Origin of the sequence: Deinococcus aestuarii (assembly GCF_018863415.1) — a bacterium.
Taxonomy (GTDB): domain Bacteria; phylum Deinococcota; class Deinococci; order Deinococcales; family Deinococcaceae; genus Deinococcus; species Deinococcus aestuarii.
This window is the reverse complement of the sequence record NZ_JAHKSN010000017.1, coordinates 31,710-55,548: the sequence shown is the minus strand read 5'-3', so window position 1 is coordinate 55,548 and position 23,839 is coordinate 31,710. Positions and strand designations below refer to the sequence as shown.

At 72.1% G+C, this 23,839-nt stretch carries 25 protein-coding genes; 16 read left to right on the top strand and 9 right to left on the bottom strand.

Annotated elements, in window-relative coordinates:
* Position 1 precedes the first annotated feature (1 nt).
* Positions 2–262: a hypothetical protein gene (locus IC605_RS17645; protein ID WP_216327209.1), complete on the top strand. Its 261-nt coding sequence runs from the start codon at positions 2–4 to the stop codon at positions 260–262.
* Positions 263–337: 75 nt separating this feature from the next.
* Here IC605_RS17645 and IC605_RS17640 read toward each other — a convergent pair whose 3' ends face one another.
* Together IC605_RS17640 and recF are read right to left on the bottom strand one after the other, a co-directional pair.
* Complete coding sequence (locus IC605_RS17640; protein ID WP_343216655.1) at positions 338–1,195, bottom strand: DciA family protein; 858 nt, start codon at positions 1,193–1,195, stop codon at positions 338–340.
* Positions 1,192–2,301: a DNA replication/repair protein RecF gene (recF, locus tag IC605_RS17635; protein WP_216327206.1), complete on the bottom strand. Its 1,110-nt coding sequence runs from the start codon at positions 2,299–2,301 to the stop codon at positions 1,192–1,194. Before recF ends, IC605_RS17640 begins: the two co-directional genes overlap by 4 nt.
* Before the next feature lie 86 nt (positions 2,302–2,387).
* On the opposite strand from recF, the gene IC605_RS17630 reads away from it, so the two are divergent.
* Entirely contained in the window at positions 2,388–3,185 is a 798-nt protein-coding gene (locus IC605_RS17630; RefSeq protein WP_216327203.1) for an N-formylglutamate amidohydrolase, read from the top strand.
* 492 nt (positions 3,186–3,677) lie between these two features.
* Here IC605_RS17630 and IC605_RS17625 read toward each other — a convergent pair whose 3' ends face one another.
* Complete coding sequence (locus IC605_RS17625) at positions 3,678–4,667, bottom strand: polyprenyl synthetase family protein (protein WP_216327201.1); 990 nt, start codon at positions 4,665–4,667, stop codon at positions 3,678–3,680.
* A gap of 88 nt (positions 4,668–4,755) precedes the next feature.
* On the opposite strand from IC605_RS17625, the gene IC605_RS17620 reads away from it, so the two are divergent.
* The 4 genes from IC605_RS17620 to IC605_RS17605 all read left to right on the top strand — a co-directional run bounded on the left by IC605_RS17620 (position 4,756) and on the right by IC605_RS17605 (position 9,205).
* Entirely contained in the window at positions 4,756–5,490 is a 735-nt protein-coding gene (locus IC605_RS17620; protein WP_216327198.1) for a TVP38/TMEM64 family protein, read from the top strand.
* An 88-nt stretch (positions 5,491–5,578) separates the two neighbouring features.
* Positions 5,579–6,856, top strand: coding sequence for a PQQ-dependent sugar dehydrogenase (locus IC605_RS17615; protein WP_216327195.1), 1,278 nt, complete (start codon positions 5,579–5,581; stop codon positions 6,854–6,856).
* Positions 6,856–8,262, top strand: coding sequence for a superoxide dismutase family protein (locus tag IC605_RS17610; protein ID WP_216327192.1), 1,407 nt, complete (start codon positions 6,856–6,858; stop codon positions 8,260–8,262). The genes IC605_RS17615 and IC605_RS17610 overlap by 1 nt, the downstream gene beginning before the upstream one ends.
* Before the next feature lie 100 nt (positions 8,263–8,362).
* Positions 8,363–9,205 (top strand): DUF1963 domain-containing protein, encoded by an 843-nt coding sequence (locus tag IC605_RS17605; protein ID WP_216327190.1) that lies wholly within the window; start codon positions 8,363–8,365, stop codon positions 9,203–9,205.
* Between the two features lie 25 nt (positions 9,206–9,230).
* Here IC605_RS17605 and mglA read toward each other — a convergent pair whose 3' ends face one another.
* Together mglA and mglB are read right to left on the bottom strand one after the other, a co-directional pair.
* A complete protein-coding gene (gene mglA / locus IC605_RS17600; RefSeq protein ID WP_216327187.1) occupies positions 9,231–9,821 on the bottom strand; it encodes a GTPase MglA in 591 nt (196 codons plus the stop codon).
* Positions 9,822–9,837: 16 nt separating this feature from the next.
* Positions 9,838–10,323: a GTPase-activating protein MglB gene (gene mglB, locus IC605_RS17595; RefSeq protein WP_216327184.1), complete on the bottom strand. Its 486-nt coding sequence runs from the start codon at positions 10,321–10,323 to the stop codon at positions 9,838–9,840.
* Positions 10,324–10,488: 165 nt separating this feature from the next.
* On the opposite strand from mglB, the gene IC605_RS17590 reads away from it, so the two are divergent.
* Positions 10,489–12,540, top strand: a complete 2,052-nt coding sequence (locus IC605_RS17590; RefSeq protein WP_425514229.1) for a phosphodiester glycosidase family protein — start codon at positions 10,489–10,491, stop codon at positions 12,538–12,540.
* An 82-nt stretch (positions 12,541–12,622) separates the two neighbouring features.
* On the opposite strand, the gene IC605_RS17585 is transcribed toward IC605_RS17590, so the two are convergent.
* The 4 genes from IC605_RS17585 to IC605_RS17575 form a co-directional block, all read right to left on the bottom strand.
* Positions 12,623–13,165: a 3'-5' exonuclease gene (locus tag IC605_RS17585; RefSeq protein ID WP_216327181.1), complete on the bottom strand. Its 543-nt coding sequence runs from the start codon at positions 13,163–13,165 to the stop codon at positions 12,623–12,625.
* A 48-nt stretch (positions 13,166–13,213) separates the two neighbouring features.
* Positions 13,214–14,179, bottom strand: coding sequence for a UV DNA damage repair endonuclease UvsE (uvsE, locus tag IC605_RS17580; protein WP_281416383.1), 966 nt, complete (start codon positions 14,177–14,179; stop codon positions 13,214–13,216).
* Positions 14,176–14,352, bottom strand: a complete 177-nt coding sequence (locus tag IC605_RS24775; RefSeq protein WP_246580991.1) for a DUF2256 domain-containing protein — start codon at positions 14,350–14,352, stop codon at positions 14,176–14,178. Before IC605_RS24775 ends, uvsE begins: the two co-directional genes overlap by 4 nt.
* Positions 14,353–14,555: 203 nt before the next feature.
* On the bottom strand, positions 14,556–15,644 hold the full coding sequence (locus IC605_RS17575; RefSeq protein ID WP_343216654.1) for a 3-deoxy-7-phosphoheptulonate synthase: 1,089 nt from the start codon (positions 15,642–15,644) through the stop codon (positions 14,556–14,558).
* Between the two features lie 276 nt (positions 15,645–15,920).
* Here IC605_RS17575 and IC605_RS17570 point away from each other — a divergent pair, with 276 nt between their 5' ends.
* The 9 genes from IC605_RS17570 to IC605_RS17530 all read left to right on the top strand — a co-directional run bounded on the left by IC605_RS17570 (position 15,921) and on the right by IC605_RS17530 (position 23,823).
* Positions 15,921–16,595, top strand: a complete 675-nt coding sequence (locus tag IC605_RS17570; protein ID WP_216327178.1) for a hypothetical protein — start codon at positions 15,921–15,923, stop codon at positions 16,593–16,595.
* Positions 16,596–16,892: 297 nt separating this feature from the next.
* Positions 16,893–19,232, top strand: a complete 2,340-nt coding sequence (gene mbhE / locus IC605_RS17565; RefSeq protein WP_216327175.1) for a hydrogen gas-evolving membrane-bound hydrogenase subunit E — start codon at positions 16,893–16,895, stop codon at positions 19,230–19,232.
* Positions 19,229–19,735 (top strand): MnhB domain-containing protein, encoded by a 507-nt coding sequence (locus IC605_RS17560; RefSeq protein ID WP_216327172.1) that lies wholly within the window; start codon positions 19,229–19,231, stop codon positions 19,733–19,735. Before mbhE ends, IC605_RS17560 begins: the two co-directional genes overlap by 4 nt.
* A 76-nt stretch (positions 19,736–19,811) precedes the next feature.
* On the top strand, positions 19,812–20,267 hold the full coding sequence (locus IC605_RS17555) for a sodium:proton antiporter (RefSeq protein WP_216327169.1): 456 nt from the start codon (positions 19,812–19,814) through the stop codon (positions 20,265–20,267).
* Complete coding sequence (locus tag IC605_RS17550) at positions 20,264–21,802, top strand: proton-conducting transporter transmembrane domain-containing protein (RefSeq protein ID WP_216327166.1); 1,539 nt, start codon at positions 20,264–20,266, stop codon at positions 21,800–21,802. Before IC605_RS17555 ends, IC605_RS17550 begins: the two co-directional genes overlap by 4 nt.
* Complete coding sequence (locus tag IC605_RS17545) at positions 21,799–22,308, top strand: Na+/H+ antiporter subunit E (protein ID WP_216327163.1); 510 nt, start codon at positions 21,799–21,801, stop codon at positions 22,306–22,308. The genes IC605_RS17550 and IC605_RS17545 overlap by 4 nt, the downstream gene beginning before the upstream one ends.
* Entirely contained in the window at positions 22,298–22,558 is a 261-nt protein-coding gene (locus tag IC605_RS17540; RefSeq protein WP_216327160.1) for an MrpF/PhaF family protein, read from the top strand. The genes IC605_RS17545 and IC605_RS17540 overlap by 11 nt, the downstream gene beginning before the upstream one ends.
* A gap of 99 nt (positions 22,559–22,657) precedes the next feature.
* Positions 22,658–23,050 carry a monovalent cation/H(+) antiporter subunit G gene (mnhG, locus tag IC605_RS17535; protein ID WP_216327158.1) on the top strand — a complete coding sequence of 131 codons (393 nt, stop codon included), beginning with the start codon at positions 22,658–22,660 and terminating at the stop codon, positions 23,048–23,050.
* Positions 23,051–23,199: 149 nt separating this feature from the next.
* Entirely contained in the window at positions 23,200–23,823 is a 624-nt protein-coding gene (locus tag IC605_RS17530) for a hypothetical protein (RefSeq protein ID WP_216327155.1), read from the top strand.
* Positions 23,824–23,839 lie beyond the last annotated feature (16 nt).

The window sequence follows — 23,839 nt, the reverse complement described above, 5'->3', positions numbered from 1 at the left end:
CGTGACGCGCGCCGAACCCATGCGAGAGTTCAATACCGTGACGGCCCACTTCGGCTCCGCCGCCGTGCCGGGCCGCATCGAGGCGCTGGAGGGGGGGCGCGGGATGATGCGCGTCTCCCTGGACGAGGTGACCCCGGGGGTGGGCGAGGGCACCGAATGCGTGCTGGAGATGCACGACGGCGCCCGCTTCCGCTTCACGGTGACGGAGTGGCTGGAGGGTGACGGGAACGAGTTACGGATGAAGCTGCTGGGCAAGGCGTAGACGCGCCGAAGGCAAGGACCCCGCCTCCGTGTCGAGGTGGGGTCTTCCCTTTGGGGAGAGCGTGTCGTCCGAGTCCTACCGCCCCGCCCCCAGCACCTGCCGCACCCGCTCGGGCAAGGCTGCCCAGTCGGCCTTCTTGATCGCGCTGCGGGGCTTGCGGTGGGTCAAGGCCAGGTACACGTCCGCCTGCTGGCCCAGGAAGGCGCGGTAACCGTCCTCTCCCCCACCCCGCACGCACTCCAGCGCGAGGAGGTCGAGCTGGTCTTCGAGCAGCTCCAGCGCCAGGAAGCGGGCGGCGTTCATCCCGCTGTCGCCGAGCAGCGGGGTCAGCAGGGGCAGCCGTTCGGGCGCGCGGGTCAGCGACCGGGCCGCCCGCCTGACATTGGGGTCCTCCAGGGTGAGGGCGCAGGCGCGGCAGGGCTGCTCACGGCTCGCCTCGCCGCACACCGGGCAGGGGCGCCAGCCCTGTTCCTCGCGCCACTTGCGGGCCCGGGTGATCGCCTCGGCGGCCCTGAGCGCCACGTCCCTCAGGTCGCCCTCCACGTTCCTCACGAGGGAGCGGGCCCGGGCGCGGTCGGGGGCGGGCAGCGGGGGGACGCGGGGCGTGGGCGCGGCGGTGCGGACGGTGCCCACCGTGAAGCGAATCTCACTCACGGCGTCGCTCCCGAGCAGGGCGTTGAGGCTTTTCAGGAAGTGGTGGCGCTGGAGGGTGAGGTGGTGGGCGGTCGCGCTGTCGCGCACCTCCACGAAGAGGGTGCCCCCCTGCTGCGAGCGGGGCCGGGTCATCCGGGCGATCTCGGGGCCGACCGCCTGCGGCCACGCCAGGATGGCCCGCGCCTTGCCGATCCCCTTCGTCAGGCGGGCGCTGCCCAGCGTCGCGCCCATCAGGTCGCCGAGGCTGCGGGTGTCCCCCAGGCGGCGCGGCCCCTTCACGCCCCCGCCTCCACCGGGTCGAGGTCGGCGGGGTCAGCCTCGACCGGGGCCCCTTCTTCCCCGTCGGGGGTGAAGCGGCCCGCGTGCGCCCGCAGGGTCTGGGCGGTGCCGGGCACGCGCTCGGTCCCCGTCACGATGGCCTGCGGCACGCTCGCGGCGAGGTCGAGGAGGAAGGCCCGCCGCCCGGGGTCGAGTTCCGCCGTGAAATCGTCGATGAGGAGCACCGGCTTTTCCCCGAAGCGTTCGGAGAGCAGTTCGAGTTCGGCCCGCCGCAGCGCGAGCGCGACCGTGCGGCCCTCGCCCCGGGAGGCGTACTCGCTGGCGGGAAAGTCGCCCAGCGTCAGCGTCAGGTCGTCGCGGTGGGGGCCCGTCACGGTGGCGCCCCGCGCGAACTCCTCGGAGCGGCGGGCGGCGAGGTCCCCCGCGTAGGTTTCGGGCGTGGTCGATTCGGTCAGGGTCAGGGTCAGGGTCTTGCGGCTGCCCAACGCCGCGTTCGCCTCCCGGGCGAGTTCGTCCAGCCGGGTCAGGGCGCGGCGGCGCACGAGCATGATCTCGGTGCCGAGCCTCACGAGCACGTCGTCCCACACGTGCAGGGACCAGTCCTCCCCGGCCTTGAGGGCGGCGTTGCGCTGGGTCACCGTGCGCTCGTAGCGGGCGAGTTGACCGGCATAGCGGGCGCTGACCCGCGAGAGCAGCGCGTCGAGATAGGCGCGGCGGTTCGCCGGGGGACCGAAGACGAGTTCGCTGTCCTCGGGCCTGATCCACACGGCACTCCCGCGCGGCAGGTCGCCCGTCCTCACCCGCACCCCGTCCACCTTGAGCTGACGGCGCCCGCGCCCCAGCCCGACCTCCTGAATGCTCAGGCTGCCGCCCTGCTGCACGTCGGCGCGCACATACGCCTCGCGCTCGCCCGACTGCACGAGTTGTTCGAGCCGCGTCACGTCCGTCAGGCCGGTCAGGGCGAGGTAGGCAGCCTCCAGCAGGTTCGTCTTGCCCGCCCCGTTCTCGCCGAACACACCCGTCACGCCCGCCGGAAAGCTCAGCGTGCCCGGCGCGAGGTTCCGGTAGTTGAGGGTGGAGAGGGAGGCGAGGTGCACACCACGCATTCTAGGCGAGGGGGGAAGGGGGCGGGGTGCCGGGGACGCAGTTGGGGAGGTGGGTGGGCGAAGGCCCGCGTTCTATCCTTGGCCGCATGACCTCTGCCCAAGGCCGTGACCGCCTCCTCGTCCTCACCCCGCACCCGTCCGGGGCGCTTCCCGCCGACGTGCTGCGCGACATGCTGGGGGAGGACGTGTTCGACGAGGAGAAGCGGGCGGCCTTCCTGCGGCGCGTGTTTCTGGAGGGGGACCCGTACACCGACCTGATCTACGCCATTCCCGGCGCGCGGTATCTCCAGGCGCCCTGGAGCCGTTTCGCCGTGGACCTCAACCGCGACCGCCTCGATACGGACGACAACGGCGTGGTGAAGCTGATGGACTTTGACCGCCGCCCCCTCTACCCGGAGGGCTTCACCCTCACGCAGGGGAAGCGCGAGGCGCGGCTGCGGCGCATCTGGGACGCCTTCGACGCGCTGGTGAACGCGGAGTTGGAGGGCGCGCGGCTGATGATCGTCGGGCACTCGATGGCCTCACACGGCCCGAAGCTGGGACCGGACACGGGGACGCCCCGCCCCGCGCTCACGCTGATGCTGGGGACGGAGGCCGAGCCGACCTTCCCCCGCGACCGCTGGGACGCCCTGCAAGCCGCCTGCGCAGAGGCCTTCGCCCCCGTGTTGACGGGCGAGTTCGCCCGGGTGGCGGTGGGCGACCCCTGGACGACGGACACCCTCAGCCGCAACCATCAGGCGCGCACGGGCATTCCCGCCTTCGGCATCGAGGTCAACGTGGCGCTGTACTACGCCGAGTGGGGGGTGGTGCGGCCCGGGGCGCTGCGGGAGCTGAACGCGGCGTTCGGGCGCTTCGCGGACGCCGCGCTAGGGCTGGTGGAGTAGGCCGGGGGGTCAGCCCGAGCGGCTGAGCCTGTCCACATCCTTGAGCAGCGTGGGGAGGCGGTGCGCGCCCGCCAGGCTTGCGATGTCCCTCTTCGCTTCCTCCAGCGGGAGGCCGACGGAGGTGACGAGCAGGGGGCCCCTGCTCGTCCCACGGAGAAGCCCGGTGTCCCCTGGAACCTCGACTTGGCGACCCCGAGGACCGGGACCCGCCCCTCCGGCGCCTCTCACAGGTGCCTCCCGAGGCCGGGCCTCTGTTCGGCCCCCGCCACACGTCCCCGTCGATCACGATGACGTGCGGTTCGGGCAAGGCGGGCCGTTCCAGCCGGTAGAACTGGCCGGGAAGGTCCTTCTCCGTGGAATCGAGGGAGGCGGTGAGGACCTTCTTCGGGTGTTCGTCTCGGCCCACTCCCTGAACAGAATGCCCGCCGCCCTGGCTGCGGTCGGCGAGTAGCCCACGTCGAGGGCGAGGATCAGGGAACGCCCCCCATCCCCTCACGCCTCCCGCGTCGCCAGCTCCCGCACGCCGTCCAGCAACTCGCGCGCGGCCTCCTGATCCGGAGCGCTTCTCAACGCCTGCGCGAGCAACTCCAGCCCCTCGCGCGCCTGGGCGTCCGCGTAATCCTGGGCGTAGCGGACGCTTCCGCTCTCCAGCAACCAGCGGTGGATGTCGGCGACGGCCTCCGGGTCCTTGTCGGGGCGGTTGCGGCGCATCTGCTCCAGAAAAACGGCCTTTTGCTCCTCGGGTGCCCCGGCGAGCCAGTGCAGCACGATCAGGGTCCTTTTTCCTTCCAGCAGGTCGCCGCCGATCTCCTTGCCGTACTTGAGGGGGTCGCCCGCGAGGTTGAGCACGTCGTCTCGAATCTGGAAGGCGGCGCCGAGCGCGAGGCCCGCCGGGGTGAAGGCGCCCTGGGGCCGGGCTCCCGCCGAGAGCGCCCCGAGCCGCAGCGGCACGACGACCGTGTAGTGTGCGGTTTTGAGGCGCACCATCTCCAGGTAGTCGGCCTCACGCAGGGTCCACTCGCGGTGCTCCACCCAGGCGAGGTCGAGGTGCTGGCCCTCGGCGGTGCGGTGGATCATGGCGAGAAACTCTTCCATGCCGCCCGGCACGCCCGAGCGCCATACCGCCGCCCACATGTAGGCGTGCAGGGCGTCTCCGGCGTTGATCGCCAGCGGCACCCCGTACAGGCGGTGCAGCGCGGGCCTGCCCCGGCGCTCCTCCGAGTCGTCCTCGATGTCGTCGTGGATCAGGACCCAGTTCTGGAACAGCTCCAGGGCGGCGGCGAGCCATAGCGCCCCCTCCCAGCGCTCCGAGTCCGGCCCGATCCCGTGCGCGCGGGCGCCCGCGAGCAGCAGGTCCGAGCGGATGCCCTTGCCGCCGCGCTGGGGGTAGTCGCGCAGCATGTCGCAGAGCAGTTGCAGTTCCGGTCGCCCCCCCCGGGCAGGGAGCAGCGACAGCACGCGGTCGAGCAGGTCGGGACGCATCGGGGGCAGTGTAGCGGGACGCAACACTATCCTGGTTCTTGGCCCCATCAGAAAGGCCTTCTCACGCGCCTTTTTCTAGACTGCGCCCGTGACCCCCGCCCCCCGCCGCCACCTCCGACCCGTGCGCTGGCTGGTCCTGGGCGCAACGCTCGCGCTGCTCGTCGGGACCGGGCTGGCACCGGAGGTGCGGGGCTTCCTGGCGCGGGGGTACACCGCCCTCACGTCGAGCGACCCCACCGTCACGCGCACCTTCGTGGACGGGCTGGGGTGGGCGGGCCCCTTCGCGCTGATCCTGGGCTTCGTGCTTCAGGCGGTAGTGCCGGTCCTCCCCGCGCTGGTGATGACCGCCGTGACGGCCCGCGCGTACGGCCCGGTCGAGGGCTTTGTCATCGTCTACCTCGGCACGCTGCTGGGCGCCGCCGCCGGGTACGGGCTGGGGCGGGCGGTGGGGGACACGCTGGTGCGGACGCTGGCGGGCGAGCGGGCGCGCAACGCGGCCCACGCCTTCGCCGAGCGCCACGGGGTGCAGGGGGTGCTGCTCGTGCGGCTGATGCCGATTCTCTCGGCCGACGTGATGAACCTCGTGGCGGGGGCGGCGCGCATGGGCCTGCGGCCCTTCCTGCTCGCCACCGCCGCCGGGGCGCTGCCGGTCACCGGGCTCGTGGTGTGGCTCAGCGGCTCGGCGCAGCGGATGGCGTGGGGGCTGGGCCTGCTCTCGGCTCTCGTCGCCCTCGTGGCCGCGACCCGCTGGTGGCTGGGGCGGCGCCCGGCGGGAAGGAAGGGCCCGGAGGTTCCGCCCCGGGCGGGCGGCGGGGCCTCTTGATCTCGCCCTGAAGTTCGTCTCAGAAGGTGTGCTGCACTGAGATTGCTCTCCGGAGCAGGGTGAGATGTTGAGCTTCGGAGGAACAACCATGAGAAAGCCCCTGCTCGCCGCGCTGACGGCGACCCTCGGCGTTCTGCCCACCGCCCTGGCCCAGGGTTCGGCCCCCCCGACCGGCCCCGGCCCCCAGCAGACCACCCTGCCCACCCCCCGCCCGGTGCCCGCCCCCGAGCCGCCCGTGAGCGCCACCGTCACCCGCAACGAGCCCACCGCGCTGGAGTTCACCCCCGACAAGCTCGCGCGGCTGAAGGTCCCGGCGGGCTTCGAGATCAAGGTGATGGCGACGGGGCTCGGCAACGCCCGGATGATGCACGTCATGCCCGACGGCGGCCTCTACCTGACCCGGCGCGGGCAAAACGACATCTACTACCTGAAGGATGTCAACAAAGACGGCCTGTTCGACGCGGGTGAGCGCAAGCAGGTCGCGCAAAACCTCAAGCTCGTCCACGGGCTCGACGTGAGGGGTGGCAAGCTCTACGCGGTCGGCGAGAAGACGATCTGGGTGATGGACATGGCGAAAGACGGGACGCTGAGCGTGCCGCGCGTCTTCGCCGACGGCTTCCCCGACGCCGGGCAGCACCCCGCGCGCGGGTTGAAGTGGGGCCCCGACGGCTACCTCTACGCCTCCTTCGGCTCGACGAACAACGACGCCCCGACCCAGAATCCCGAGGAGGCGACCATCCTGCGCATCCGCCCCGACGGGCAGTGGCGCGAGGTGTACGCCCGGGGACTGCGCCACACCATCGGTTTCGGGTGGCACCCGGTGACGAAGACCTTTTACGGGATGGATCAGGGGATGGACTGGCACGGCGACAACCTCCCGCCCGAGGAGGTGAACGTCATCGTGCGCGGGCGCAACTACGGCTGGCCCTTCTGCTACGGGGACCGTCAGCCCGACCCGTACACGAACTCCTCGCAGATTCCGGGCAAGATCACCAAGCAGGAGTACTGCGACCTCACCCAGGGCTCTCTCCTGACCTACACCGCGCACGCGGCGGCCATCGGGATGATGTTCTACACCGGCGCCTCCTTTCCCGCCGAGTACCGTAACGACGCCTTCGTCGCCTACCGCGGCTCGTGGAACCGCTCCGAGCCCAGCGGCTACGAGATCGCCCGGGTGGACTTCGGCACCGACAACAAGCCCAGCACCATCACCCCCTTCGTGACGGGCTTCGTGTACGAGGAAAACGGGCAGTGGAAGCAGTTCGGGCGCGTGGCGGGCGTCGCCACCTACACCGACGGCAGCCTGTTGTTCACCGACGACCAGAGCGGCGTCTTGTACCGCGTGCGCTACGTGGGGGGCCAGTGATGAGACACCTGACGGTCCTGGGGGTGCTCGCGCTCGGCCTCGCCTCGGCGGGGGGCGCCCAGCCCATGAGCATGGCCCCCGCGAGCACGCCCCTGTCCGCGACCGCCACCCTGCGCGACCCGGCGGGGCAGACCCAGGGCACCGCGACCTTCCGGCAGACCGGCATGGGCGTGCAGGTCACGGTCGAGGCGCGCGGCCTGACGCCGGGGCAACACGGGATGCACGTCCACGAGTACGGGCGCTGCGCGCCCGGCGTGGACCCCGCCACGAACACGGTCGTTCCCTTCGGCGCGGCGGGCGGGCACTTCGACCCCGGCATGAGCCGCAACCACGACGACCCGCAGGCCCCCAACAAGTACGGCCACGGCGGCGACGTGCCCATGCTCAACGTGGGGTCGGACGGGACGGGGCGTGCCACCTTCATGACCGACAAGGTGAGCCTGACGGGGATGAACGGCGTGCTGAACCGAACGCTGATCATCCACGCCAACCCCGACGACTACAAGAGCGACCCGGCGGGGATGAGCGGCGGACGCCAGCGCTGCGGGATCATCGCGCGCGACGGCCTGACCACGCGCGACTACACGCTGCCCGGCGCCCAGGACTTCCCCGAGGGCGTGGCCTACGACCCGAAGAAGGGCGTGCTCTACACCGGCAGCGCCGTGAACGGCACGATCTACGCGGTCGACGCGGCGAGCGGCGCGGTGAGCAAGTTCCAGGAGGGCGGGGCGCTCGGGCGTCAGGCCGCGCTGGGACTCAAGGTGGACTCCCAGGGCCGCCTGTGGATCGCGGGCGGCGCCCAGGGCACGGTGAGCATCCTCAGCCCCGCCGGGATGACCCTCAAGGTGCTGGAGACACCCGCGAGCCCCAATCCCTACGTCAACGACCTGACCCCCGCCCCCGACGGGAACGTGTACGTCACCGACTCCACCCGCCCCGTCATCTTCCGGGTGGACCGCGACCTCAACCTCACGGCCTGGCTCGACCTGGCGAACACGCCGATCAAGTACGGCCCCGGCATCAACCTCAACGGCATCGCCGCCACGCCGGACGGGCGTTACCTCCTCGCCATGCAGCTCAACACCGGCGACCTGTGGCGCATCGACCTGAGGACCAAGGCGGTTCGGAAGGTCATGGGCGGCCTGATGAACGGTGACGGCCTGCTGCTCGATGGCCGCACCCTGTACGTCGCGCGCAACAAGGACCAGGTGGTGAGCAAGGTCAGCCTCGCCGCCGACTACGGCAGCGGCCAGCTCGTCGCCGAGGAGCCGCTGAGGGGCCTGCGCTTCCCGGCCACGCTCGCCCTCGTCGGGGGCGATCTCGTCGTGACCCAGGCGCAGCTCGACAAGCTGATGGGCGGCACGCCCGAGACGCCCTTCCGGCTGACCCGCTTCGGGAAGTTCTAAAACAGCCGAAGGCACGGGGAGAAAGGCTCGCGGGCTTTCCTCCCTTCCCCTTGGGCGGCTGCAAGGGCCAGCTCCCGGCCCCGTGTCATGCTGGAGGGCCATGACCTCCCTGCAAGGGCTGATCCGCCACCACGGCCTGACCGAGATCGAGGACGCCATCCTGGCCGCCGTGCGCTCGGCGGTTGTGCTTTACCTCGGCGAGCCGCACCCCGGAACAGGCGAGGGCCGCATCGGCGGGCTGCCCGACCTCCCCGCCTCGCTCGACTGGCCGCTGAACGGAAAGGACGAGGCCCTGACCTTCCTCCTGCAACTCAACCTGCGGGACGTGCCTCACTTCGCGGGAAACCCTTTGCCGCAGCGGGGCATGCTCTACGTCTTCCTGGGGCTGGACGAGCCCGCCTCCGACGTGGAGCACCGCCTGCTGCTCTACACGGGCGATGAAGGGTTGAGCCCCCGTCCCCTGCCGGACGTGCCTCCTGCCAACGAAACCTACGCCGACCTGCCCCCGCACGGCCTCGTGACCGTACTCGCATCCGACCTGCCGCGCTGGACCTCGCACGCCTACGAGGCGCTGACCGAGAACCTGTCGACAGACGAACAGGAGGCTTACGACGCCCTGTGCGAGTCGCTGCGCGCGGGACAGGGCGGACACAGGGAGGAGCTGGGCCAACTGTTCGGCCACGTCACCGGCATCGGCCACCCCGCCGAGGAGGACGCCTTTGTGGTCCGCGACGTGAACCCGGCGTGGCTGTACGACGACCGGAAGCGGGACACCCTCGACATGACGGGCGCCGACACCTGGCGCAACCTCCTGCGCCTCGACTCCGTGCGGGCCCTCGACCTCACCTTCTGGGACGCGGGGTATCTGCACTTCCTGATCCGCGAGCGGGACCTGGAGGCGCTGAACTTCGGCGAGGCTTACGCGGCGATAGAGACGAGCTGACAAGGGGGAGGTCCCCCCCCTTCGCCTATTTGTTCTGCGCCAGCCGGTCCAGCACCAGACGGCTCACGCTCTTGAGGGTCTCGAACACGCCGCCGCCGTTGTGGGCGGTCGCCTCGAAGAGGGTGAGTTCCTTCCTGGGGTCGATCACGGCGCGGATCATCTCGGTGGGCAGGGCCCCCTCGACATCGCGCTTGTTGACCTGGAGGACGATGGGCACCTCGCGCACGTCGATGCCGTGCTCGGCGAGGTTCTCGCGCAGATTCCTCATGCTCTCGGCGTTGGCGCGCAGCCGGTTGGGGGCCGAGTCGGCGACGAAGACGATACCGTCCACCCCACGCAGGATCAGCTTGCGGCTGGCGTTGTAGAAGACCTGGCCGGGCACGGTGTAGAGGTGGAAGCGGGTCTTGAAGCCCTGCACCGAGCCGAGGTCGAGCGGCAGGAAGTCGAAGAAGAGGGTGCGCTCGTCCTCGGTGGCAAGACTCACCATCTCGCCGCGCAGGTGGCCGGGCACCTTGGAGAAGACGTGCTTGAGGTTGGTGGTCTTGCCCGACATGCCGGGACCGTAATAGACGATCTTGCAGTTGATCTCTCGCGCCGCGAAGTTGATGGTGCTCATGAATTCCCTCCGTCCTTTAGCCGAACAGGTCGTCGAGCAGGGCGGTCGCCCCGTGCGAGAAGTCCTCGCCGAGCTGGATGGGCGGCGCGTCCTGAAGCTCTTTCAGGATGGCGGCGAGCCCCGCGATGGCTTTCTTGGTGTGCACCTTCACCCGCCCGAGCGGCACGCTGCCGTCGAAGATCAGGGTCAGCAGGGCCGAATCGCCCACCGACTCGACATAGAGGGTGCCGTTCTCGCCCTGGTGGGTCTGCTCGCTGAAGGTGCGCTCGCCGAGCATGTTCGCCAGCGCGGCGGTCGCGGCGGCGTTGGAGGCGACGAGGGTCGCCACGCTGTCGAGCGCGGGGGGCCGGGGGGCCCACAGGGCTTCCTTGTGCGAGAGCACGAAGCCCTTGCGGTCCACCAGCAGGCAGTAGCGCACGCCGGTCGCGCCGAGCAGCTCCTCCAGATGACGGTCCACGCGCTCGAACGCGTCGCCGTAGAGGGCAAGGGAAGGTTCAATCATGTCAGGGGAAGTGTAGGGGGCGGACTCAAACGCGCTTCTGACAAAGGGAGGTGAGTGGTCTGTGGAAGGAGATGGGCACCCGTCCTCTCCACCTGCCGACTGCCCCCACCGCCTGGCCCCACCGCCTGGCCCCCGACCCGCCCGCCGTGGGATAAACTCCCGGCCGTGATCAGGGGCAAGCTTTTGGGTGTGGCGACGCTCGTGCTGCTGGCGGCGGCCACGGCGGGCGCGCGGCCCGTGGCGATTGGCGGCGTGAGGCAGGCGGCGGCGGTGGAGTCGCGCGTGGTGGCGGGGGGCGAGGCGCTGGCGGTGTGGACGCTGCCCCGGCTGGGGGTGGCGGTGCGCAACGACCCGCGCGACCTGCGGCTGCTCCTCGGCGAGCGGGAACTGCGCTTCTCGCCCGAGCGGGGCTGGCGGGCGCTGGGCTTTTCCCTGGCGGCGGACGTGCGGCTCGGCACGCCGCAGCTCGTCGGCGGGAGCCTGTATGTGCCCGTGGCGGCGGTGCGCGCCCTCGGGGTGCAGGTGCTCGCCGACGCCCCCGACATCCTCGACTTCGCCGCGCCCGCCACCGTGCCCGTCGCCACGCTGCCGCCCTCGCCGGACGCGCCCGCCCCGGCGGCGGGCCGAGCCGAGCCCGCTGCACCGATCAGACCGCCCGCGAGCCCGGTCTCGGCCGCGCCCCTGTCGCCCACCGCGCAGGCCCGGCCCGCCGCGCGGCCCCCCGAGCCGGTGGAGCGGCCCAGGCCGTCCGCCGCCCCGGTGACGCCCCCACCCCCCACGCCCGTCGTCCCGGCGCCGCCCGCCCCGGTGCCCACGCCGCCCGCCCAGGCCCCGGCTCCTACACCGCCGCCCACCCCCCCGGCCTCGGTGGCGAACCTGGACACGGTGCGGATCAGCCGGACGCTCCACCGCACGGTGGAGGTGCAGCGGGTGGTGCTCGAACTCAGCGGGGAGGCCCCGCATCAGGTCACGCGCGAGGGCACGGGCCTGAGCGTGCTGTTGCCGGGCGTGACGGCGGGGAGGCTGACCCAGACGCTGGAGAGCGGCGATCTCCTCAGCGTCGAGCCCGATGTGGTGGGCGGCCCGGCCGGGACGAGGACGGCGCAGACCACCGTACGGCTGAGAACGGGGGGCGGCCTCTCGGAGATCTTCACGCTGGAGGACCCGCCGCGCGTGGTGATCGACACGACGACCCACACCGACACCCGCGTGCCGCCGCCCATCGACCCCGAGGAGCTGCCGCAGGGCGTGACGTACCGGGCGCGCGGAACGCTGCACCTGCTGAGCTTCGATCCGGGGCGCTTCCAGCCGCGCGTGGTCACCGCTCCCCCCGGCGCCGCGCGGGACGTGGCGAGTCTGGTGAAGGGGGCGGGCGGCGTGGCGGGCGTGAACGGCGGGTACTTCGACCCGGCGAGCCACCTGCCCGTCGACCTCGTGGCGGTGGGCGGGCTGATGACGGCGCCCAGCCTGGAGCGGCGGGCGACGGTGGGCTTCACGGCGCAGGGGGGCACCTTCTTCGGCTATCCCCGGCCCCGCTACGTCCTGAACGGCGAGTTCGGGTCCGTCACGGTGAACAGCGTCGGGGCGAAGGTGCGGCCCGAGTTGCTGACGGCCTTCGTGGGGGACGGGCGCACCGCCGTCGGAACGAACGGGCTGACGACCCTGTACCTCGCGCCGGGGGGCTCGGCGGTTTCCCGCGTCGTCACCGGGCGCGACGTGCCGCCCGCCGGGGTCCTCTCCTTCACCTTCGACCCGGCCCGGTTCCCGCAGTTGCCGCGCGGGGTGGGCGAGCGCCTGAGCCCCACCCTGAACTGGCAGGCGACCGACGCCCCGTGGACGACGGCGCAAGACGCCCTGAGCGCCGGGCCCCTCCTCGTGCGGGAGGGACGGGTGGCCCTGAATCCCGCCCGCGAGCAGTTCGACACCCGGGCGGGCGTGTGGCGGCCCACCCGGCAGGTCGCCTTCGGGGTGATGGCGGGGCAGCCCACCATCGCCTACCTCGAACACGGGTCGCCCGAGGCCTTTGCCGCCGCGCTCGCCGCCGCCGGGGTGCGCGACGCCGTGCGGCTCGACAGCGGCAGCAGCGCGACCGCCTACCTGACGGGGGGGTACGGCGGCCTGGGCGGCTATCTCAACACGGTCTGGAGTCGGCCCGTGCCCAACGCCATCGTCTTCGTGCCGAGGGGGAACGGGGTCCCCGCCGCCGCCCGGCCGTGAGGGGGTCGCCCGTCGCCAGGAACCGGTCGCCAGCACATCGGGGAGGGGCCACCTCCGTGGTTCCCGGCGCTCCGGCCCTTCCTCAGCCCTGAACCCGCAGCCGCTCCATCAGGCGGACGAAGGCCTCGGCGGTGACCCGCGCGTCGCCGAGGGAGCGGTGGCGACCGTCCCGCGCGAACCCCAGGTCGAGGCGCTGGGCGAGCACGTCGAGGTTGTGGGACCGCTCGCCCGGGAAAGCCCGCCGGGAGAGCTGCATGGTGCAGTGCTCGGCGGGGGGCGCCCAGGCCAGGCCGTGACGCCTCGCGGCGGCGCGCATGAAGCCCCGGTCGAAACTGATGTTGTGCGCCACGACGGGCGAGTCGCCCACGAAGTCGAGGAACTCGGGAAGCACGTCGGCCAGCCCCGGCGCGTCCCGCACCATCTCGTCGCTGATGCCGTGAATCTGCTGCACCCGCCAGGGAATGCGCAGCGGCTCGCCTCCCACCCCCACCGGCCGGACGAGCGTCTCGAAGCGTTCGGCCTCCCGCACCCGCCCCTCCCGGACGCGCAGGGCCCCGATCTCCACGATGGCGTCGCGCTCGGGCGACAGGCCGGTGGTCTCCAGGTCGAACACGACGACGTTCACACGGGCAGGGTAGCGCAGCCGGGCAACACGCGGGACAGGGCGCGGCGCCTACTCCTCGACGGCATCCAGGGGCACGCCGTCCACGGTCAGCTCCTGCGCCCCGGGCAGCGGCACGCCGGGCAGCCCCATCAGCGCCGCGACCGCCTCCTCCTTGCCCTTGGCCTCGACCTCGATCCACGGCACGTCGAGGTACGCGCTCGGGAAGTCGGTGATCAGGTGGCTGTGGCGGCGGTCCTGCGGGCCCTCGATCCCGTTGGAGAGGTGGACGACCTGCCACTCGGGGGGATGCCACGTCTCACGGGCCTGGAGCACCCACTCGCGCACGCTGGGGTCCTCCTGATCCGTCAACTTCTCGCGGACGACGTGGTGGTGGGCGTCGAACACGAGGGGCGTGCCCGTCGCCTCGCACACGGGCAGGAGGTCCCCGGGGCCGTAGGCACGCTCGTCGTTCTCGAAGCCCAGCCGCAGGCGCACATTCTCCGGCAGGTCGGGCACGAGGGCGGCGAGTTCGGCGGCCCGGCCCCCCTTGCCGCCGTGCAGCAGCAGCAGGTTCCAGGTCGAGCACGGAAAGCCGAAGCGGTCGAGCGTGTCCGCGTGCGCGGCGAGCGTCCGGGCGCTGGAGGCGCGGACCTCGGGGCGCTCGGAATTGAGCACGATGAACTGCTCGGGGTGCATCAGCACGCGGATTCCGGCGTCCAGAAAAGCCCGCCCCGCCTCCCGCATGGGCAGCGCGAGGTGATCGAGGACCGAGCGCCCGGTGTCGTCCCCCTCCAGGTCGAACATCGGGAAGAGGCTCGAACTCAGGCGGTAGAGCCGGATGCCACGGGCGGCGCAGAAGTCGGCGGCCCGCCGCACCCGCGAGATGTTGTCGGCGTACAGGTCGAGGAGCCTGGCCTCGCGCTCCCCCGGCGGGAGTTTGAGGTAATTCGTCAGGGTGACCGTGCGGAAACGGACCTCGGGCCCGACCGTCATGCACACCAGGCCGTAGGCGGGCAGGGCGGCGGGCGCGGTCAAGGCGTCCCCCGTTTCGCCGCCGCCCGGCAGCGGTCGGAGCAGTACCGCACGTTCTCCCAGTCGCGCTCCCACTTCTTGCGCCAGGTGAAGGGCAGGCCGCAGGTGGCGCAGACCTTGCTGGGACGCTCCGAGGGCTTGCGGCCCCCGCCGAAGGCTTTGCGCGTCTCAGGCATGGGCCACCCCCGGGGCAGTCAGGGCCGCCACCTCCCGGCCTACCGTACTCTTCCCGCTCGCCTCCACACCCGTTACGACCCGCCGCATGGGAGACAGTCTGCCGCACGCCACCGCAGCGGAACGTGGGGAAAGGTGAAGGAGGGGCGGGGATTGAGGGGCGAAACGAGCGGCAGGAGCGGGCCACCCCGGCGTCATCTCGGGCTCAACTCGCCACCGTCTCCCGCCCCAGCGCCGCGTGCGCCTCCAGCAGCAGCGCCTCCGTCTCGTCCCAGCCCACGCAGGCGTCGGTGACGCTCACGCCGGGGTGGAGCCCCGAGAGGTCGGCGGGGATGGCCTGCTTGCCTGGACGGAGGTTGCTCTCCACCATCAGGCCCTTGACCGTTCCCTGGCCGCGGGTGCGCTGGTGGAGCACGTCGCGCCACACCAGACCCTGGCGGGTGTGGTCGCCCCCGCTGTTGGCGTGCGAGCAGTCCACCATCACCGCCGGGTCGAGCCCCGCCGAGCGCATCAAGCTCTCGGCCTCGGCGACGAACTGCGGCGCGTAATTCGGCCCCTGCCGCCCGCCGCGCAGGATGACGTGCCCGTCCGGGTTGCCACGCGTGTGGACGATGCAGCCTTGCCCGTCGTCGTCCACGGTGAAAAAGGCGTGCGGGTGGCTTGCCGCCACGATGGCGTCCACGGCGAGCTTCAGGCCGCCGCCCGTGCCGTTCTTGAACCCCATCGGGGCGCTCACCGCACTCGCCATGACCCGGTGGGTCTGCGACTCGGTGGTGCGCGCCCCCAGGCAGGCCCAGGCCACCACGTCGAAGAGGAACTGCGGCGCGAAGGGATCGAGCAGTTCGGTGGCGACGGGCAGGCCGAGTTCGGAGACGCGGATCATCAGCTCGCGGGTCAGCGAGAGGCCCTTGTTGATGTCGTTCGCCCCCGTCATATCGGGGTCCATCAGGAAGCCGCGCCAGCCCACCGTCGTGCGGGGCTTGTCCACGTAGACGCGCATGTGGACTTCGAGGCGGTCTTTCACCCGCTCGCGCAAGTCGGCCAGGCGCCCGGCGTACTCCAGGGCCTGACCGAAGTCGTGGATGGAACACGGCCCCACCACCACGAGCAGGCGGTCGTCGCGCCCGTGCACGATGTCCTGGGCGGCCTTGCGCCCCGCGAGCACCGTGCGCTCGGCCCCCGGGGTGAGGGGCAGGCTGGCCTTGAGCGCACGGGGGGTGATCAGGGGCGTGAAGCCCGTGACGTTGAGGTTCTCGGTGCGGCCAGCCTGGATGAGGGGGTCGGGGTGGGTCACGGCGGGGACCTGCCTTTCGGATGAGACGAAGAAAAACCGCCGGGAGGTGGGCTTCCTCCGGGCGGCTCGTGGCTGGGGTGGCAGCGCTGGCGTCAGGCCCGGTGGGGACCGAACCAATAGAAAAACGCGGCGCCGAACGGCATGGGAGGAGTGTACGCCGGGCGCGGGGAGGGAAGGCGCGGGGCCGTCTAGCCGGGCCTTCGTCCGCCCTTCACCCCGGCGAAAACCGTGTGCCCGGCGGGAACTTCGGCGCCCTCCGGCCCGTACTGTAGGGAGATGAACCGTCCTCTCACCCTCCTCCTGACCACCCTCGCGCTCGCGGCGGGCGTCGCCGACGCACAGCGGCGCAGCGGCGGGGGCTTCGGCGGCAGCCGGGGGTCCACCTACAGCGCCCCGCGTTACCGTGCCCCCGCCCCGACCCCGCGCTCCACGCCGCCCCGCAACAACTCGGCGGGCAGCACCTACACCGCCCCCCGCAGCCCCCTCCCCTCCACCCGCACCCCGAGCACGACCCAGCGGGGCACCACGACCGCCCCGGCGAGCAGCGCCGCGAACCGGGCCGCCGCCGCCCGCGTGACGCCCACCCAGCTCAACGGGTGGAAAAATGTGCGCCTTCCGGCCGGCGTGCCGCGCAGCGCGATCACCTACAGCGCCACGCCGGGCGGGCAGTACCGCTACCAGCTCTCCCCGGGCCGTTACTTCCCCTACCCGCAGAGCTACTACCGCAGCCGGGGGATCGGCTACGACATCCTCAAGTACGCCCTGATCTTCACGGCGGTGAGCAGCGTGGCGGACGCCCTCGACGGGCCGGACGTGATCGTGAATAACGGTGTGCCCGTGAACGGTCAGGTCACCGCGCCCCAGCCGGGACCGAACCTGTGGACCTACGCGGGCGTGGGCTTTTTCGCCGCCGCCGCCGGGTGGTTCGTGCTCGGGCGCCGTCGGCGCTGACCTCCGCCCCGAGAACGCCGCTGCGGCTCCCGTGCCGGGCGGCGTTTTGCCACCGAGGGACCTTGAGCAAAGCTTCCGGTTCCCATTCCTGTCTAACGGAGGGCGTTCCGGGGTCCCTTAGACTGACTCTTGCATGTCGGTCGGGGGCGCCCACGCGCCGATTCGGGGACAGGAGGGCCGAAGGGGAACGGCCACGGCTCATCCGTTCACAGCTCCGCGGCGCTCCGGAACCCCAGGGCGCGGCGTCATGGGGTTCAAGGTGGCGAGACGAATGTACTGTCAATTCCGGGGCGGGCCGTGACGCTCGCCGTTTTCCTGCCCTTTCTTCTCGCCGCGCTGTGCGCCTGGCTGGGGCCGCGCCTGGGACGGCGCACCGGGTATGTGGCCGCGCTCGCCTTCGTGCCCGCGCTGCTCCTCGCCCTGCCGCTCGCCGGGATGCCGGGGGCGCTCCCCGCGCTGGAGGTCACCCGCTGGGTCCCCACCCTGGGGCTCGCGCTCGCCTTCCGGGGGGACGGCTTCTCGCTGCTCTTCGCCACCCTGATCGGGGTGATCGGCGCGCTGGCGAGCCTGTACTCGGTCGCGTACCTCTCCCCGCACGAGCGCTTCGGGCGGTTTTACGCGTACCTGCTGCTCTTCGGCGGCTCGATGCTGGGGCTGGTGCTGAGCGACAACCTGATCGCCCTGTTCGGGTTCTGGGAGATGACGAGCGTCACGAGCTTCCTCCTGATCGGCCTGTGGCACACCCGCTCGGCGGCGCGCGACGGGGCGGTCAAGGCCTTTTTGGTCAGCGCCCTGGGCGGGCTGGGCCTGCTCGCCGCCGTGGCGATGATCGGGCTCGCGGGGGGCAGCACCACCCTCTCGGGGCTCGACGTGGAGGCCCTGCGCGCGTCTCCCCTCTTCACGCCCGCGCTGCTGCTGACGCTGCTCGCGGCGTTCACCAAGAGCGCCCAGCTCCCCTTCCACCTCTGGCTCCCGACCGCGATGGAGGCGCCCACGCCCGTCTCCGCCTTCTTGCACTCCGCGACGATGGTGAAAGCGGGCGTCTTGCTCGTCGCCAAGTTCGGGCTGCTCTTCGGAACGAGCCCGCTGTGGAGCGGGATCATCGTGCCGGTGGGGCTCGCCACGCTGGTCTGGGGCGCGTGGATCGCGCTGCGACAGACCGACCTCAAGGCGCTGCTGGCCTATTCCACGGTCTCGCAGCTCGGCCTGCTGATGAGCCTCTACGGGCTGGCCGACGCGGAGGGGAGATTCGCGGCGACGGCGCACCTGCTCAACCACGCGGCCTTCAAGGCGGCGCTGTTTTTCGTGGTGGGCATCATCGACCACGAGACGGGCACGCGCGAGCTGCCGCGCCTGGGCGGGCTCAGGAAGGCCCTGCCCGTCACCTTCGCCGTCGCGCTCCTCGCCGCTCTCAGCATGGCGGGGGTGCCGCCCCTGGGGGGCTTCATCTCCAAGGAGCTGTTCTACGAGGCGATGCTGCACCAGGGGCCCCTGTTCATCGGGGTCGCGGTGGCCGGGAGCGCCCTGACCTTCGCGTACTCCTTCCGGCTGCTGCGGGTGTTCTGGGGGCCGCCGCGCTCCCCGCCGGGCGCCGACCCGCACGAGGCCCCGCCCGGGCTGACGGGGCCCGCCGCGCTTCTCGCCCTGGCCGCGCTCACCTTCGGGGTGTGGCCGGGGGGCGCCGAGGCCCTGACGCGGACGGCGCAGAACGCGCTGGACTTCGCCGCGTACCCGGGGCACCTGAGCCTGTGGCACGGGGTCACGCCCGCGCTCCTCGCCACGTTCGTCACGTGGGGGCTGGGGGCGGCGCTGATCGCGCAGTCGGCGCGGGTGAGCACCCTGGGGCGGCGGCTCACCCCGCGCCTGAACGCGAATACGGTGTACTACGCGCTCACCGAGGGGGTGAACGTCCTGTCGAGCCGACTGATCGCGCGCACCCAGGGCCTCGCGCTGCCCGACCAGCTCCGGATCATGCTGGGGGCCGCCGCGCTGATCGCCGGGTACGGGGTGTGGCGCTCGCCGCAGGTCTTTCACGCCATCGGGCCGCTGCCGCTCGCGCTGCTGCCCATCGCGGCGCTGCTCGTGGCGGGGGCCCTCGGCGTGCTGCTCGCGCGCAGCCGCCTGACCGCCGTCGTGGCCGTCGGGCTGACGGGCTTCGGGAGCGCCGCCGCCTTCCTGGGCCTGCGCGCGCCCGACCTCGCCCTGACGCAACTGCTTGTCGAGGCGGTGACGGTGATCCTCTTTTTGCTCGTCTTCCGCTCCCTGCCGCGCAGCCGGGACCTGCCCCGCACCCGCTGGCGCTACGGGGTCGACCTGCTGCTGGCGGCCTCGGCGGGGGTGGGGGCCACCCTGCTCGTGCTCGCGGGGGTGCGCTTCCTGGCGCCGCCCATCTCGCCGTACTACCTCGCCAACAGCTACGAGCTCGGCGGCGGGCGCAACGTTGTGAACGTGCTGCTGGTGGACTTCCGGGGATTTGACACCCTCGGGGAGATCACGGTGGTCGGCATGGTCGCGCTCGCCGTGCTGGGCCTCGTGCGGGTCGGGAAAAAGGGCCGCGCGCCCGGGGAGGCTGGCCCCGCCCCGGCCCCCTCCACGCCGCCCGGGACGACCCGGCCCAAGGAAAAGGAAGAGGCATGACCCGCGAACGTCCGACCCCGGCCCCCGCCGCCCCGCCCGCCCGTGACCGTACCCCCACCCCCGCCCCCCTGAGCGGCGACCCCATCCTCCGGACGGTGAGCCGCGCCGTCTTCGCGCTCGTGCTGCTCTTCGCGCTGCTGCTGCTGTGGCGCGGGCACAACGCGCCGGGCGGCGGCTTTATCGCGGGGCTGATGACCACCTGCGCGCTGATCCTTCACCGCATCGCCTACGGGCACTCCGCCCTGCGCACCGACCCGGCCCGCCTCGTTCCCTGGGGGCTGGCCCTCTCCTTCGTCACCGGGCTGGTGCCCTACCTCCTCGGCAGGCCCTACCTCAAGAGCGATTACGGCTACCTCACGACCGCGCTGACGGGCGAGTTCGAGTGGGCGACCGCGCTGCTCTTCGACGTGGGGGTCTACCTCGTGGTGGTGGGCGGCAGCCTCGCCATCGCGTACGCCCTGATCCGGGTGGACCCGCACGAGCGCGTGGAGGGGGACGAGTGAGGGGGGCACCCGGCGGGCGGCGGCCCACGGCCTGCCCGGGACGCCCGGGGCGGGCCGCCCCCCCGGAGGCCCGCTGATGGAGACCCTCTTCGCGCTCTTGATCGGCCTTTTGATCGGCACCGGCGTCTTCTTGCTGCTGTCGCGCGTGATCGTGCGGGTGGTGCTGGGGCTGAGCTTCATCACCTACGGGGGCAACCTGGCGATCCTGACGGTGGCGGGGCTGCGGGAGGACGCGCCGCCGCTGCTGACCCTGCGGGGGCCCTACGTGGACCCGCTCCCGCAGGCGCTGATCCTGACGGCCATCGTGATCGGCTTCGCCACGACCGCCCTGCTCCTGACTGTGGCCCTGCGCGCGTATCAGGTCGCCGGGCACGACGACGTGGAGGCCTTCGGCGACAGCCTCGCCCGCGACCCCGAGGCGGAAGACGGATTGATCGCCGACCCCGAGCACCAGGGCCCGGACCGCCCCGACCCGGAGGAACCCAGGACCCTCGTCTACTCCGCCCGCCCCCCCGGGGGGGACCCGTCGTGAGCGGCCTCGCCTGGTTGACCCTCGCCCCCATCCTGACGCCGCTGGGCTTCGGGCTGGGGCTGCTGTGGCCGTGGAGCCGCCCGGTGCGGGTGGGCCTCTCCCTGGCGGGCGTGTTCCTGACCCTCGCCTTCTCGCTGGGGCTGCTGGCGGCCACGGCGGACGGGACGGTGCTCGTGGGCGCGCTGGGCGGGTGGCCCGCCCCGTTCGGCATCGTGATGACCGCCGACCGCCTCGCCGCGTGGGTGAGCGTGCTGGGGGCCGTGAGCGCCGTGCTCGCCGTGTGGCAGGCCGCCGCCGACCCCGACCCGGTGCGCGAGAAGCACCACCTCCTCGCGCTGATGCAGTTTCTCTTCGCGGGGGTGCAGATGTCTTTCCTGACCGGGGACCTCTTCAACCTGTTCGTGGCCTTCGAGGTGATGCTGGTGGCCTCGTATGCGCTCGCGGTGCTGGGGTCCACCCGCGAGCAGCTGCGCGAGGGCTTCCGCTACATCGTGATGAACCTCGCCGCCTCGGCCCTGCTCGTCGTCGCGTGCGGACTCGCGTACGGGGTGCTGGGCACGCTGAACTTCGCCCACCTCGCCAGGCGGTCGGCAGAGCTGGGGCCCAACCCGACCGTCACCGCCGTCGGGGTGCTGCTGCTCGTGGTCTTCGCGGCGAAGGGGGCGCTGTTCCCGCTGGGCTTCTGGCTGCCGGGCACCTACCCCGCGCTGCCGCCCGCCGTGGGCACCTTCTTCGCGGCGGTCCTGACGAAGGTCGGCGTCTACGCCCTCCTGAGGGTCTTTACGACCGTCTTCAGTCAGGAGGCGGCGGTGACGAACACGCTGCTGCTGCTGCTCGGCACGGTGACGATGCTCTACGGAGCGCTGGGAGCGGCCTCGCAGCGGGAGTGGCGGCGCATCCTGTCGTTTCTGGTGGTGAGTTCGGTGGGCTACCTCGCCTTCGGGCTGGGGGTGGGCACCGAGGAGGCGCTGCGGGCGAGCGTGGGGTACTTCGCGGTGAGCGTGCTGGTGACCACGGCCCTCTTCTCCATCGCGGGCGTGGCCGAGCGGGCGAGCGGCTCGCGGCTGGTGCGGGTGCGGGGGATGCTCGACTTCCTGCCGCTGCTCGCCGGGTGTTTCCTGCTGTGCGCGCTGACGGTGGCGGGCTTGCCCCCCAGCGGGGGCTTCGTGGCGAAGTACGCGCTCGTGCGGGCGGGGCTCGCGCAGGGCTCGCCCCTGGCCCTGGTGGCGGTGTTCAGCGCCCTGCTGAGCAGCCTGATCACCCTGTACGCGATGCTGAACGTGTGGCGCGGCTTCTTCTGGGGCCAGCACCCGAACTGGCTCCCGGTCTACCGCGTGCCCCGGGCCCTGCACGCCGCCGCCTACGCCGCCTGCGCGCTCGTGGCGGGCCTGAGCCTCTTCGCCGGGCCGCTGTTCGCCCGGGCGGACGCCACCGCCGCCGAGCTGCGCGACAACGCGCGCTATATCCGGGGGGTGCTGGGGGACGGGCCCGTGGTCATTCCCCCCGCGCCGACCGGGGAGGAGGACGGACCATGAGGGGGCTGACCCTCAACTTTCTCCTCGCCGGGGTGTGGGCGCTTTTCGCCGGGGCCGTCAACCTGCGGGAACTCAGCGTCGGCTTCCTGCTGGGCTTTGCCATCCTGAGCGTCTTTCCGCGCGCCCTCGCCACCCACGAGTACGTGCGCCGCGTGCTGGCCGGGCTGGGCTTCGTGGGCTTTTTCCTGCGCGAACTCACGCTGGCGAACGTGCAGGTGGCCGTCTTCGCCCTGCGGCCCCACCCGCCCCTGAATCCGATGATCGTGGCCGTGCCGCTGCGGCTGCGGGGGGAGGGTGCGCTGACGTTCCTGGCCGCCACCATCGGCCTGATGCCCGGCACCGTCGTGCTGGGGTTCAACGCCGACCGCCGCGTCCTGTACGCCCACGCCATCGGGACCCCCGACGCCCGGACCGCCCGCGAGTCCATCCTGAGGGTGGAAGAGCGGCTGCTGCGTGTCCTGCTCGCCACGCCCCCCCGCCTGGAGGTGGAGGCCCATGATCGTTGATCTCGCGCTCGGCATCGTCACCCTGTCCGTCCTGCTCGTCACCTACCGCGTGCTGCGCGGGCCTTCCTGGGGCGACCGCATCATGGCCTTCGACTTCCTGAGCGTGAATCTGGTCGTGCTGTTCACCCTGATCGCCGTCAAGACCCGGCTGCTCGTCACGCTCGACGCCGCCATCGTGCTCAGCCTGCTGGGCTTTTTGTCCACGGTGGCGCTGACGCGGTATCTGCTGGTGGGGCGGGTGATGCGGTGAAGCTGTCAGCCGTCAGCCGTCAGCCGTCAGCGGGAGAGGGCCTTCTGCCTTCCGCCGTCCGCCCTCCGCCGTCCGCTCCGGCCTCACCCGGGGGCGGGCGTGGCTGACTTCCACCCCTGGCGGGACATCCCGATCCTGATCGGGGCGTTTTTCGTGCTGACCGCCGCCGTGGGGGTGGTGCGCTTTCCCGACCTGTACGCGCGGCTGCACGCGAGCAGCAAGCTCGTGACGCTGGGGTCGGCGGGCATCTTCCTGGGGGTGGCCTTCGAGCTCGCCGACTCGGCGGCCTTTACCCGGCTCGCCGCCGTGCTGCTCTTCCAGTTCCTGACCACGCCGCTCACCGCGTACCTGATCGCGCAGGCCGCCTACCTGCGGGGCCTCACCCCCCAGCTTGGCGGCGGCCCCGACGAGTGGGGGGCGCTGGGACAGGCCGACAGAGTTGCGCAGGCCGACCGGGAAGCGCAGCGGTCGCTGAGGGCCGAGGAGGCGTGACCCGGCCCCCACCTCACGCTCCCGACCCCCTGCGGGTGGTGACGACCTCCGAGCGGCCCGACCTCTAGGACGAGGCCGCAGCGGCCTTCCGCGAGCGGTGGCCCGAATTCATCTTCCACGACGCGGTGCCGCCGAGGTACATGGACCGGGTGCACGCCCTTTTCCCCGCCTACAACGTTCTGCTGCTGGAGGAGAACCGGGTGGTGGCCGGGGGGTGGGGCGTGCCCTTCGCCTGGGACGGCTCCCCGGAGGATCTTCCCTCCGGTTACGACGACGCGCTCGTCCGCTCGGTCACCGAACACGGGGCGGGCAGTCGGCCCAACACCTTCTGTTTCATGGCGGCGGCGGTGGCCGTGACCGACGACCGACGCGGCCTGGCGACCCGGGTGCTCCGGGCGTTGACGGGGCGGGCCCACGGGCGGGGGCTGGAGCGCGTCGTCGCTCCGCTGCGGCCGACCGCGAAGCACCGCTTCCCACACGTCCCGATGGCGGAATATGCCCGGTGGACGCGGCCCGACGGTCTTTCTACCGATCCCTGGATTCGGACCCACCAGCGGCTGGGCGCCACCGTCCTGGGTCCCGCCGAACGGTCGATGGTGGTCGAGGGGACGGTCGCCGAGTGGGAACGGTGGACGGGAATGGTCTTTCCGGTGAGCGGGGAGTACGCCGTTCCGGAGGCCCTCAACCTCGTCCGGATCGACCGGGCACTGGACCGGGGCCTCTACGTGGAAGAAAACCTCTGGGTGGAGCACCCCGGAGGCCAGGGGGGGTGAGGACGGGGACCCTTCC

Excerpts from the sequence above, each read along its gene's own strand:
- IC605_RS17555 (WP_216327169.1), top strand. The coding sequence starts at position 19,812 with ATGGAGACCCTCTTCGCGCTCTTGATCGGCCTTTTGATCGGCACCGGC.
- mglA (WP_216327187.1), bottom strand. The coding sequence starts at position 9,821 with ATGAGCACCATCAACTTCGCGGCGCGAGAGATCAACTGCAAGATCGTC.
- IC605_RS17615 (WP_216327195.1), top strand. The coding sequence starts at position 5,579 with ATGAGAAAGCCCCTGCTCGCCGCGCTGACGGCGACCCTCGGCGTTCTG.
- mglB (WP_216327184.1), bottom strand. The coding sequence starts at position 10,323 with ATGATTGAACCTTCCCTTGCCCTCTACGGCGACGCGTTCGAGCGCGTG.
- IC605_RS17625 (WP_216327201.1), bottom strand. The coding sequence starts at position 4,667 with ATGCGTCCCGACCTGCTCGACCGCGTGCTGTCGCTGCTCCCTGCCCGG.
- IC605_RS17610 (WP_216327192.1), top strand. The coding sequence starts at position 6,856 with ATGAGACACCTGACGGTCCTGGGGGTGCTCGCGCTCGGCCTCGCCTCG.
- IC605_RS17545 (WP_216327163.1), top strand. The coding sequence starts at position 21,799 with ATGAGGGGGCTGACCCTCAACTTTCTCCTCGCCGGGGTGTGGGCGCTT.
- IC605_RS17570 (WP_216327178.1), top strand. The coding sequence starts at position 15,921 with ATGAACCGTCCTCTCACCCTCCTCCTGACCACCCTCGCGCTCGCGGCG.
- IC605_RS17540 (WP_216327160.1), top strand. The coding sequence starts at position 22,298 with ATGATCGTTGATCTCGCGCTCGGCATCGTCACCCTGTCCGTCCTGCTC.
- IC605_RS17630 (WP_216327203.1), top strand. The coding sequence starts at position 2,388 with ATGACCTCTGCCCAAGGCCGTGACCGCCTCCTCGTCCTCACCCCGCAC.
- IC605_RS17560 (WP_216327172.1), top strand. The coding sequence starts at position 19,229 with ATGACCCGCGAACGTCCGACCCCGGCCCCCGCCGCCCCGCCCGCCCGT.
- recF (WP_216327206.1), bottom strand. The coding sequence starts at position 2,301 with ATGCGTGGTGTGCACCTCGCCTCCCTCTCCACCCTCAACTACCGGAAC.
- IC605_RS17605 (WP_216327190.1), top strand. The coding sequence starts at position 8,363 with ATGACCTCCCTGCAAGGGCTGATCCGCCACCACGGCCTGACCGAGATC.
- IC605_RS24775 (WP_246580991.1), bottom strand. The coding sequence starts at position 14,352 with ATGCCTGAGACGCGCAAAGCCTTCGGCGGGGGCCGCAAGCCCTCGGAG.